The organism is Vibrio aerogenes (assembly GCF_024346755.1).
Classification (GTDB): domain Bacteria; phylum Pseudomonadota; class Gammaproteobacteria; order Enterobacterales; family Vibrionaceae; genus Vibrio; species Vibrio aerogenes.
This window is the reverse complement of record NZ_AP024861.1, coordinates 1,232,129-1,243,996: the sequence shown is the minus strand read 5'-3', so window position 1 is coordinate 1,243,996 and position 11,868 is coordinate 1,232,129. Positions and strand designations below refer to the sequence as shown.

At 48.1% G+C, this 11,868-nt stretch carries 11 protein-coding genes; 3 read left to right on the top strand and 8 right to left on the bottom strand.

From position 1 onward, the window contains the following. Window positions 1–72: 72 nt before the first annotated feature. Entirely contained in the window at window positions 73–621 is a 549-nt protein-coding gene (locus tag OCV29_RS05650) for a DUF1415 domain-containing protein (protein WP_073604827.1), read from the bottom strand. A gap of 499 nt (window positions 622–1,120) precedes the next feature. Here OCV29_RS05650 and OCV29_RS05645 point away from each other — a divergent pair, with 499 nt between their 5' ends. Beyond that, window positions 1,121–1,867: a GNAT family N-acyltransferase gene (locus OCV29_RS05645; protein ID WP_139281640.1), complete on the top strand. Its 747-nt coding sequence runs from the start codon at window positions 1,121–1,123 to the stop codon at window positions 1,865–1,867. A gap of 111 nt (window positions 1,868–1,978) precedes the next feature. Here OCV29_RS05645 and rlmF read toward each other — a convergent pair whose 3' ends face one another. Then, window positions 1,979–3,022 (bottom strand): 23S rRNA (adenine(1618)-N(6))-methyltransferase RlmF, encoded by a 1,044-nt coding sequence (gene rlmF, locus OCV29_RS05640; protein ID WP_073604825.1) that lies wholly within the window; start codon window positions 3,020–3,022, stop codon window positions 1,979–1,981. Between the two features lie 119 nt (window positions 3,023–3,141). Beyond that, window positions 3,142–3,765 (bottom strand): MSMEG_1061 family FMN-dependent PPOX-type flavoprotein, encoded by a 624-nt coding sequence (locus tag OCV29_RS05635; protein ID WP_073604824.1) that lies wholly within the window; start codon window positions 3,763–3,765, stop codon window positions 3,142–3,144. A 99-nt stretch (window positions 3,766–3,864) separates the two neighbouring features. Here OCV29_RS05635 and OCV29_RS05630 point away from each other — a divergent pair, with 99 nt between their 5' ends. Next, window positions 3,865–4,638 (top strand): AraC family transcriptional regulator, encoded by a 774-nt coding sequence (locus tag OCV29_RS05630; RefSeq protein WP_073604823.1) that lies wholly within the window; start codon window positions 3,865–3,867, stop codon window positions 4,636–4,638. 81 nt (window positions 4,639–4,719) lie between these two features. Here OCV29_RS05630 and OCV29_RS05625 read toward each other — a convergent pair whose 3' ends face one another. Then, window positions 4,720–6,189, bottom strand: a complete 1,470-nt coding sequence (locus OCV29_RS05625; protein ID WP_073604822.1) for a pectinesterase family protein — start codon at window positions 6,187–6,189, stop codon at window positions 4,720–4,722. Window positions 6,190–6,904: 715 nt separating this feature from the next. Beyond that, entirely contained in the window at window positions 6,905–8,668 is a 1,764-nt protein-coding gene (locus tag OCV29_RS05620; RefSeq protein ID WP_073604821.1) for an alkaline phosphatase D family protein, read from the bottom strand. Between the two features lie 225 nt (window positions 8,669–8,893). On the opposite strand from OCV29_RS05620, the gene OCV29_RS05615 reads away from it, so the two are divergent. Continuing rightward, window positions 8,894–9,922, top strand: a complete 1,029-nt coding sequence (locus OCV29_RS05615) for a S66 family peptidase (RefSeq protein ID WP_073604820.1) — start codon at window positions 8,894–8,896, stop codon at window positions 9,920–9,922. Between the two features lie 58 nt (window positions 9,923–9,980). Here the strand turns inward: OCV29_RS05615 and OCV29_RS05610 are convergent, their stop codons facing one another. The 3 genes from OCV29_RS05610 to OCV29_RS05600 form a co-directional block, all read right to left on the bottom strand. After that, window positions 9,981–10,505: a thiol-disulfide oxidoreductase DCC family protein gene (locus OCV29_RS05610; RefSeq protein WP_217653317.1), complete on the bottom strand. Its 525-nt coding sequence runs from the start codon at window positions 10,503–10,505 to the stop codon at window positions 9,981–9,983. 77 nt (window positions 10,506–10,582) lie between these two features. Next, window positions 10,583–11,278: a pirin family protein gene (locus tag OCV29_RS05605; protein ID WP_073604819.1), complete on the bottom strand. Its 696-nt coding sequence runs from the start codon at window positions 11,276–11,278 to the stop codon at window positions 10,583–10,585. Window positions 11,279–11,304: 26 nt separating this feature from the next. Further along, window positions 11,305–11,748, bottom strand: coding sequence for a DoxX family protein (locus OCV29_RS05600; protein WP_073604818.1), 444 nt, complete (start codon window positions 11,746–11,748; stop codon window positions 11,305–11,307). Window positions 11,749–11,868 lie beyond the last annotated feature (120 nt).

The following is an 11,868-nucleotide window of genomic DNA, read 5'->3' as shown; positions in this document are numbered from 1 at the left end:
ACGTCATACGGATGCCACACCCGATGTCATACACAAACAATGACAGGAATCACCTGAGTTCAGAGAATAAGTTCAGAGAATAAGATAAGGAAACAGCCTGGTTTTTTCCTTGTCTGTCAAAGCTTCTACTCTGGCTACGTTGTTATCGGGAATGGCTTCCGGATTCGGGTAATGTTTCAGCACTTTTTCCATCGACGCTTCGCGTATCAAGTGGATTGTCGGATAGGGTGAACGATTGGTTAAGTTCCCGGCATCTTCCGGTTCAGTGCCACCAAAGCAGTAGTCTGGATGAAAACTCGCGATCTGGTAAATACCTTCATAGTCTTCCTGCTTGAGCAAGGCATCGACCCAGTCTAAAAAGAAGTTATAATCCATAAAATCTGCCAGCATACCGGTCACAACGACCAGAGTGGTTTCCAGCTCTTCAGGCATTTTGCTGTCCAGCTCCCTGAGTTCGAGTAATATAAACTCCAGCAATTGCTCTTCCGATGTCGCTGCAGAAACAGCCACCTTGATTTGGTTGTTTTTATTTGGTTTATGAGCAAAAGGACACAGGTTCAGGCCAATAACAACATCGTTTAACCATTGTCTGGTCTCCAGTTCAGCTTTAGACATTGCCATATCTATACTCTCTTATCATTGAATACACCGTGTGATTTGCTGCGGTCAGCCTCTGACCTCGTCGCGTAACCCTTGTTCCCACAGTCCTCTGTGGGAATACATACCGAATCAAACATTACCATGACTGGCAGATATCAATTCGTCCTGTTTCACCTTCATCATGACGAGCTTCTGAATAATGTCAGTGAGTCGCTTTATCGACATCGTCTATTTTAACAGGCTTTTGGTGAATCTATTCAACCTTCTGATACATCTTGTGTAGCATTTCTGAGTCATGTATAGATGCCACCCCGGCCCGTGCAGCCACACCTGATATCCAATACAGAACATGATTCCGGGCAACTGTAATAGCTTTGCTGTGGGCTGCAATGCCATTTTGCTGGTCAAATGTACCACGCTCTCAGCAGTGGGTGATTCGAACATATTAATATAATTGCATTAAATCAATGGCATATTCATACTGGTTTCTTTCTTGAATAAGATCCGAAAGCAGGTATGAATGATGAGTCAACGGGATTTTGAATTACAACTTTTAGCCCCTTCCGCACACCAGGCAGCAGAATTTTTTACGCACACCCAGGTCAACACCACAGCCTATGAGCAGTTGATCACAGCGGTCCGCCAGTTACGACAACAGGTTTACACTGAAGAAGGCATGATATCTCAGTCAGAAAACAAAGCGGATTATCTGCAAAAAGACAAAGAAGCCTGGCACTTAATTGGCAGAAAGAAGAGTTCAGGCGAGATGCTCGGCTGTGTGCGAATGTTTTTCTTCCAACAGGCAGAAGCGTTTCCATCGGCAGAGCGTATGATTGAGTTTGGTGGAGTGACCTTCCCTCATCAGCAACTTTATCTCAGTCACTTACACACTATTCACTCACATCTTCAAACCCTCCGTCACAGAAAAAAACCACTGGCTTATATCGGCGGAATGTCTGTCAAAAATACCGGACGTAAACTCGGCTGTGGCGCCCGGTTAAGCCTGGGAATTAATGCACTGTCCCGGATTCTTCATCAGGCGGAAGGGATAACATTTGCCCGGACAGAAAAAGGCTGTGCTGCCCTGTTCCGCAAGATTGGTGGTTATCCGCTGGGCGGATCTCCCGATATGTTTTACTGTGACAGTTATCAATGCCACATTCAGATGATTGGATTAAGGCCGGAAATTTTGCCACACAAGTCGGAGCGTGTAGTCACTCAAATTGAACAACAACTGAAAATGAATCAGGTTTTAGCCGGACAATAAAGATCAAAGCAACCGGTAAAGTCGTGAGGAAAAATAGTCAGGATATACACGATAAACATCCGGTAAATACCAGCGCGCTGCAAACTGGTGCTGACCTGTGAATCCGCCTGACTATTGTTTGCGCGTGCGCCATTGTTGACGTTGCGCTGCGGTCTGAAACGTCCAGGCCATAAACCGGCTGGTCTTCTGCCCCTGGCTCATCCCGACGATCTGTATCTCCTGCGCGCCCGCCTTTGTCAGTTGTTTTTGCATCCAGCGTACATTCTCTTTTTTCGAAATCAATGTGGTAAACCACAGAACCTGTGACGCAAACTCACGGCTTTCCAGCGCCATATTTTTAATAAAAGCAGCTTCACCGCCCGGACACCAAAGCTCTGCTTTCTGACCACCAAAATTAAGTGAGGACTGAGCGGGGTATTGATGGTGCTTCTTCTCCCCGGTCTGACCCCGTTTTGTCCGGTTCTGTTTCAGGTTATTCAGTTTTCGCCGGGTTCCCTGCATAGCTTCCTGCAATGACTTGTGAAACGGCGGATTACAGGTCGTCATATGATAGCACTCACCCGGCTGGATGATCTCTTTGAACAGATTCCGGCTGTTTTTCTGTAACCGACATGCAATCTTCCCCTTCAGCACCGGATTACTTTCAGCAATTCGACGGGCATTTTTTACCGAGACCGGATCAACATCACTGGCAACATAGTGCCAGCCATAGTCACACACACCAATGATTGGATAAATACAGTTCGCACCGACACCAATATCCAGCGCCCTGATCTGACCCATGTCCAGACCCGGCTGGTCTTTTTTCAGTAATTCAGCCGCCCGGTGAATATAATCCGCCCGGCCCGGAATCGGCGGGCAAAGATATCCCTGAGGAATATCCCACATCGTGACCTGATAATGGCAGCTCAGCAGCGCTTTATTCAGTAACTTCACCGCCAGAGGATCAGAAAAGTTTACGGTCTGTTCACCTTTCGGATTCACAGTCACATGCTTTTTCAGTTCGGGCAGAGCTTTCACCAACGCCGGAAAATCATAACGTCCCTGATGTTTGTTGCGCGGATGCAATCCTTTGGAGCAGAGCTTGACAACCTTCGTCTCTGAAGTCGATATCGCAGGTGCTGCAGATTTAGCCGGTTTTGTTTTTTGACTCATGTGACTCGTATAATGTGGGGCAGTTGAAAGGCGCTATACTAACATGTCATTCAACAACAGTAATGCGCCTTTCAACAAAACGGTCATCCTGATACAACAGTTCACCCTGCATCCTGAGGTCAGTATAGTTGTTGGTTCATTTGCTGATGATATGTCTCGTCAATTTTCTCTGCGACTTCAGGCCCCTGCTGAGTCATGGCCGCACGCATTTGGCCCGGACTGGGTACACTGCTGCGTTCAATATGAGATGAGGTTTGCCATAACCGGGCACGGCTCACTGCTCTGCCGCAATGGAAAAATACCTCCCGCACATCAATAATAGTGACCGTTTTAGGCACCTGATGACCTTCAGCACACTGACGGCAAATGGTCTCATCGCTGGTACAACGGGCATGGCCGTTAATGCGCATAAACACCATCAGACCGGGGAACAGAAACAACATGCCGACCCTGTTGTCATGGACCAGATTACGCATCGACTCAATCCGGTTGTTTCCCGGCCAGTCAGCGAAGGCGATAGTCTTGTTATCCAACACTTTTACAAAACCCGGCGGACCACCGCGGGGAGAGGCATCCAACCCGTTTTCCCGTCCGGTTGCGAGACAAAAAAATGTCGCCCTGGCAAGGTAGTCAATATGGAAGGAAATCAGTTCAGACATCACGCCCTGCTGAATATGTTCCGGGGGCGGATCATAGAGTAAGTCCAGATCTGCATCGTTAAGCGTCGTATGATCTTGTTCCATCAGCGTTCTCCTGTCTTCTGTCACGCTAAAAAATTGAGTATAATTTTTTCAATCCGGCATGACTAAGTTATTCATGCCAATCAATTGCTGGATGACGCCATGTCCGAAGAAAAACTGCGCCAGGCTCAGTCTGATACCACTGAACCCTTCATTCTTGTCATCTGTGATGAAAAACCCGTCGAGAGAAGCTCCGGGTTACACAAACATGCCAGAGGGCAACTCTCAGGTCTGAGAAAGGGGGTATTCACTCTGGGAACCGAAACCGGAACCTGGATCGTTCCGGCTGAGCACGCGATATGGATGCCCCCCGGCGTTCCCCACTTTGGTTACAGCCATGGTGCGGTTGAAAGCTGGAGCTGCTATGTCTCCGGTCCTGCCTGCACAGATTTACCCCGGCAACCTTGTTTAGTCAAAATCACCCGTTTACTGCGGGAAGCCGTGATGCGGGCATCAGACTGGCAGGGTGAAACACTCAGTGAGCGCGAGTTACGGATAGCCATGGTGATTCTCGATGAATTATGTGTCGCCCCGGTTGAGCCTTTTGGTTTGACGATGCCCAAAGATCCCAGGCTGATACGTGTTGCCAGGGCACTGCTCCGGGATCCGGGTAATAAACAAAGTCTGCAACAATGGGCTGACTGGAGTGGTATTTCTAATCGCTCCCTGAGCCGGAAATTTGTCGCCGAAACCGGCTACACCTTTACGGCTTGGCGGCAAAGAGCGCGTTTAATCCGGGCACTTGAATTGCTGGCAGAAGGGCGGCAGGTGACTGTGGTTGCATTTGAGCTGGGCTATGACAGTGTCAGCGCTTTTATCAGTGTATTCAGGCAAGTGCTGGGCACTACACCCACGCATTATTTTTCGCATCAGTAAAGCTGCTCAGAGTGAGAAGCGTCACGAAAAACGGGCCATACTTCGGCCCGTAAACTGTTCTGTCATCATGCCGGTAAAAAGCTAATTCTGTGGATTCCAGCCCGAACCGTTATTGTAATCTTCAAAGATTTGCTGACGGTTTTTATATCCGTTATTCACATCATTGCTGGTCATTTGGTAAGCATTTGATAACCGCGATGAGACATTCAGACGATTGCCCGAGAGATCTTGACTGTTGTATTCACGCCATCCTGCATGCTTATCGGCCTGAGATGGGTTCGGCGTCCGTGACCCATTCCATCCGGCAGTGTTGATATGTTTATCCATCCGGGTATTAATAAAAGCGACGTTATCATAGTAGGAGGATTTTCCGCCACTCCGGGCTAAATACGTTTTGTTATCCGGAACAGAGTAGCCATTGACACTTTTACCGCGGGTGAGTTTTGAATTGAGAAAGACAAACCCTTTGTCTGATTTATCCGGCACCCGGGCCTGTAAAATATATCCACCATGATTTTTGCCACGGGAATCGCCGACGGTGCGGATTTCACTGTTCTCAAATAAGGACACATGCGGATAGCCCCAGATAAAGTCAACATTACCTGCCACCATGGTGTTATAGAACCAGGTCCAGCCTTTGAGCAGCAACGTATCCTGCTCGCTGATGAAGTTACTGTTCATAGCAATCAGACGACCATTTGAACTGTTGAAATAAATGGTTTCAGCCTGTCCCCCTTCGGCAACTAACGTGCTGTTTTTTATCGTCAGGTCTTTTAACCTTAACATGTCACAACCGTAAGCAAGCAGTAACGCCCGGCCGGATGTGCCAGAGTTAAGATTATTGTTATTCTTATAGGTGATAATGGTGTTATTTTTTCCTTCCCCCCGGATGGTGAGATTGTTTTGCTTATAGATATACAGCGGCTCTTCATAAGTGCCTGCTTTTACCAATATTTCCATTTGATTATTGCTGTGATACTGGCGTACAAAATTAATGGCTCCCTGTACGGTCCGGAAATCAGCCTGTGAGCCGTTATCATCAACAACAATCGTTGTTTTGTTCACATCCGGCAGACTGGCGCGTGTACTGACGACCCAGTCAGTGTTGCGGTCGATGCCATTGAATGTTTGACCGGCGATTTTTGCCCCGGTAAAAGCGGAGGCCGGAACAGTCACATAATAGGACTGACCACGTTGCAGCTTTTTAGCATGAGGCGTGATATGGACCTGCCTGCCGCGAACCCTTACAGAATAAGTTTTCAGGGTTCTGACATTTTTGTAACCAATGTTATCGGTGTCGGTCCCGACATTGATGGTGTCGACTAACTGATCATTATCTGCGTTATAAATACGGATGGAGCCACTGCCTTTTGCCGGTGTGCTGTCAAAGGTGAGCGTGAATGTCGTATCTTCGTAGACATGGGTACTGTGTGGTGCCGGTGACAGTTGATTCGAGAGTGATCCGGCATAGATAACCGGACTTGCGAAAGCCATGGGCGCGGCGAATGATGCAAGTATCATCACTCTGACTGTACGTTGTTTTATTTTCATGTTCTATCCTGTTTTTTCGTTATTATTTTTGTGAATATCAAACCAGTTATACGACTCTGAAATGGTTCAGAACTGGTGCTTATCTATGCTCCGGATGTTTGAATGCTCACAATTTCAGGCAGATGAGTCATTTCCCGGTCTCTTTTCATCAATGATTCATGCGTGATTCTGATGAATGATTATTACCGGACAATATACTGATCATCCAAAACATAGGTTTCAGATATAGATGAAGTTTTATATTTAGTCACGCCGGACATGGAATAATGTGAAATATCGACACTCAAAAAAATGGATGCTGATTTTAATAAATTGGGTGGGAAACATATTTTTTATTTATATTAAAAACTTCTATATAAATAGTTATTTTTATATAGAAGTAAAATTGTAATTAATCAATTACAGAAATGAGAAGCCGGATAAATTAACCATGTCAATATATCAGATAGTTTGATAAAGGCCGCATTATGACAATATATACCCGTATATACCCAAGTGACCTCAAGATGCATATTCAGCGAGCATTGATTGGTTTCTGAGCAAGGCACACCTCCTTTATAAGAAAAGGGGGCAAACATAGTCATTCTACGTTGAAAATCAGTAACGCAGGACAGGAGCCAATCAATCTCGCCCGAAAGTCATTCATCACAAAATAATCTGCACCACACATCCGGTATTGCCGATACCACTGCAAGGTGCAGATATTTAAAAATAACTACACATCCATCACCAGCTGTGGATCACCCGCCATCATATAAGCCTGGCGGCGACGGGTTGTTTGCTCACTGTATGTGGTTGATAAAATCGTATCCACAAAATACCAGGTTGCACTGGCCCGTTCCGGCGTTAATTCCAGCAGCAGATAGCCTCGTTCCAGCAAATTTGTGTACTGTAATCCGTCCACCATGCCTGTAATGGCACTTTCATAAGTTTGCGCTTCTGACGCTCCAAACCCTAAGTAAGTTTCCATACCGGGAGAACTGACCGAACTGGTCGCAAACTCAACCGCGACTTTATCCCCACTGGCATCAGTCAGATTGTTCGCCCAGGCATTATGGGTATCACCGGCAATCACCACGGTATTTTTATTCAGCGATTTCAACGTTTGCAGCAACACTTCGCGCTCATAGCCATAACCATCCCATGCATCCAGGTTATATGGAATATCCGGCAGGCCAAGCAAAGTCAGCACTTCATCGGTCAGTTGATCCTGATTGGCCGCCAGATAAGCCAGTTCTTCATCGGTGAGCGTGGTATCACCGGCTGTTTGTCTGGCTGCCAGCTGCGCAAGCTGACCTAATGTCGCGTAATCTGTCACCGACATCTGTCCGGTTACAATCGCGGCAGGCAGCGTCATGGTCCCCATTAAAACCTGCTGCCCCAGTACCTGCCAGGTTGCCGTTGAAGCCGTTAGTTGCTGCTGCAACCATGCCAGCTGTGTCGCTCCCAGCATCGTCCGGGTTGAGTCACTCAATGCCGCCGTTAATCCGGCCTGGTCAAAATTACCGCTGTCATCGGTATAGTCGCTGTAACTTAACTGTTTATCCCGCGCCAGCAGACGGGTATCGAGCATGTGTAAATCCACCAGATTACCGAAGCTGAAGCTACGGTAAATATCTTCGTGATCTCCCTCCCGCCACGGGCGGATTGGCAGCCATTCAAAATAAGCCTGCGTCGCAACATTTTTACGGGTATCGTAATCGCCTTCCCCATCATTATGGTTTTCAGCCCCATCGCGCCAGGCATCATTGGCGACTTCATGATCATCCCAAACCGTAATAAACGGCACTTTGGCATGAATTTTTTGCAGGCTGCTGTCTGTACGATACTGCGCGTACCGGGTCCGGTAATCACTTAAACTCAGCAATTCCGTCGCGGGCAACACTTCGCGTCCCAGTGATGCTGCATTTTCACTGGCATAACCGCCACGTGGATATTCGTAGATATAATCTCCCAGATGCAATAAGGCATCGAGATCATCACGCTGTGCAGCCAAATCAAAGACATTGAAGTACCCGGCAGGGAAGTTAGAACAGGAAACAACCGCCAGTTTTACAGCGCTGATATCGCCTTCAGGCAGGGTTTTCGTCACACCGGTCACAGACTGAACATCACCGGCGAAGAAGCGATAATAGTAGTTTGTCCCGGCATCCAGTCCAATGGCATCGACTTTCACAGTATAATCACGTGACGCATCGGTTAATGTATTACCATTGGTGACGATTCGGGTAAATGTCGGATCGGTTGCCACTTCCCAGGCAACCTGCACCTGACCATCCTTTTCCGGGGTGACCCGTGTCCATAAAATCACCGCATCCGTGAGCGGATCACCACTGGCTATCCCGTGCTGAAAAGTGGCAGACACCGTATCGTTATTACTCTGGCTGTTACATCCCATCAATCCATAAGAAATCACAGCCGCACCAAATCCTTTCGCTGACAACTCCAGGAAACGGCGACGAGAAATTGCATTGCTCATCAAATATTCCTTGTCTTTATTTTTATGCTTGAATGAGCAATTGTCTGATATGAAAGTGACAACGGCATGACATCAAAACAAAAGGAACCTGAACAATTGAATCGTCAGAGACAAGCATCGCGGTTGCTGTTTTTCAGAAATAAAACAATCACATAAAGTTTATTATATGATATCTTCATTTGAGACTGGCCAATCCCTGACCCGCTCACCTGACGGAGTAAACCGATGAAATACCCCAGACCATTGCAACACGGAAGTACCATTGCAATTACTGCATTTTCGGCCGGCATCGCGAAACAGCATCTGGCCCGTTTTCAGGTTGTCCGGGAAAATCTGCTCTCTGCCGGATTTAATGTGATTGCCGGCGAATGTCTGTATGGACAGACAAAGCATGTCAGTGCTCCGGCCAGACAACGGGCAGATGAATTGATGTCATTTTTACTGGATGACAACATTGACGCCATCTACCCACCATGGGGCGGAGAAATTGCCATTGAGTTGCTGCCTTTACTTGATTTTGAACAGCTGCAGAAAGTCAGGCCCAAATGGATTCTGGGATTCTCAGACATCAGTACAATGACAGCGGTTCTGACTGCAAAGCTGGGATGGGCGACGGTACACTGTTCCAACCTGATGGACCTGACGCCAAAAGCGACCGATCCACTCACCAGCCACACCCTGAAACATCTGGCAACCGCAACCGGTGAATCTTTTACCCAGACAGCCACCACATCATACGCAACAGACTGGCCTGATTTTGTCACTGATCCGACAGCCGGATTCCGGACCGATCAGCCCACCCGCTGGCAGTGGCTGGTGAAACCGCACACAGGAACATCAATACAGGGCAGGCTGATTGGCGGCTGCTGGGACACCATGATTCACCTGTTTGATACGCCCTTTCTCGATCTCAAAATGCTGGCAAAAGCCTATCCGGAAGGCCTGCTTCTTTATCTTGAAAATGCTGAAATGTCACCGCCGGCACTGGTTCGTGCGATTCATAACATGAAATTCCGGGGAGTATTTTCAGTGATTAACGGGTTGTTACTCGGCCGCAGCGCTGCTGCAAAGCCACTGAGCGAGCAGAGCCTGCATTACCATGAAGTACTCAGCCAGTATCTGACTGATTTGGGGATTCCGGTCATCATTGACATGGATATCGGTCACCAGCCGCCTAATCTGACGTTAATCAACGGTGCCACCGCAACAGTCAGGGCCGGAGAAAATGCCGTTTTGCATCAAACGCTGAACTGATGTTGAAACAACCGATATTCCGCGATGACCATCAGCCCCGTCACCATCAGTCCTGTCCTTAAAGAGAGGAACCGGGGCAGTCAGACCGCGAACCGGGAAGAGAATCATCATCCAGTAAACGGCTTCGCAGCGCCTCATCAGGTATTGTACAAATATCCCTGTGGCCAAAAAACCGATACCGGTTGCGGGCAATCCACTGATAAATTTGGTGGCGTGAAGAGGCCGGAAGCAGACTGAGCAGAGACAAGAGCCGCAACACCCCACCGGTTCTGGCGGTGATTTTAATCACCGCATCCAACCCGGTATAGGCGTTCCCTTCTTCGAGATATAACCAGCTGTCAGGTGCTTTTGCATCAATGCCATAGTGATTCAGAACCCGGTTTCCCAGGCCAGACTGTACAGGGCAAATCAAAAACTCCTGCCTGCGATCATGGGCTGCAATCCACCGGGCCATCCGGGAACAGGCGCCACACATTCCATCAACAAACACGACACATCGCTGATCAGGAAACGCCGGCACACCGGCATCATACCGGTGACTGAAAGGCCTCTTGTTTTGCGGTACGATTCGTTGCATGAACATACGTTGACAGCTCCCCGCTTTGCAGGCATTCACTTTACCATGCCTGCATTTCCCGGTCCGGGACTCAATCAAAAGCGTCAGGGCAGATCGAACACCAGCGCCTTCACCGGTTCAGATCCCTGATTGCGCAGCATCAGCTGTTGCTGATTCTCCACTTTGGCTCCATCACCGGGATACAGCGTCGTTGAACCGGACAGCAACTGTCCTTCGATCTGATGAATGTAAAGCTTCCGCCCGGCTGATATATCAACCTGTAACTCTGAATCAGGCTCAAGTATCAGCTGAGACAAAGTCGCATCCTGACGGATACGTAACGTGCCGTTGTCTCCGCCGGGCGTTGCTACCGGTGTCAGTCCGGCAGACTGACCAAAATCTTTCTGCTGATAGCCGGGCTGAATACCCAACGTATCCGGTTCAATCCAGATCTGCAGAAAATGTAATGTCTCCGAATCCGAGGCATTGTATTCACTATGAAAAATCCCCGAACCAGCCGACATCAGCTGAAACTCTCCGGCAGGCAGCACCTGTATATGACCTTCACTGTCTTTATGCGCAATCTGCCCGGAAAGAACATAGCTGATAATTTCCATATCGCGATGGCCGTGAGTCTCAAACCCGGCACCGGGCTGAACCTTGTCTTCATTGATCACCCGTAGTGCAGAAAATCCCATCTGCTGCGGATCATAGTAATGACCAAAAGAGAACGTATGCTGACTGTCAAGCCAGCCAAAGCTGGCCTGACCGCGATCTTGTGCATGTCGTACAGTAATCATGGGCTGTACCTCCGGATTCTGTTCAATCAGGATAGTTTTTCGGAAATGACGGCATCAAGGCTGACTTTACCCGCACCGGACAGCAGCAATGAAACACAGACAGCGAGTAATGACAATGCGTACTCATAACCGTTTTGCGCCAAAAACAAACCATGAGGCAGGTGAACTGAAACAATGGCTACCACCATAGTGAATGCCACAACCGCCGCTGCCGGACGAACCAGCAGACCCGCTAAAATCGCCAGACCACCAAAAAACTCAGCACTGCCGGCCAGCAACGCCATCAATAATCCTGGTCCAAGGCCAATCGAAGCCATCCACTGACCTGTGCCTTCTAATCCGTAGCCGCCAAAGGCACCAAACAGCTTTTGTGAACCATGCGCCATCAGAATGATACCAACGGGCAGCCGCAACGCCAGTGTGCTATAACCCGCCTGAGATGCAGTAAGTTTTTGAATAAGAGCTTTCATGATCAATTCCTTCAATAATTTTTAATATCTCTGATGTATTCAGGATGGCTTATCCTTCATATCCTAACCATAAGATTAGGCGGAAATGAGCGAAGATCAAACCCACACCATTTGATACGG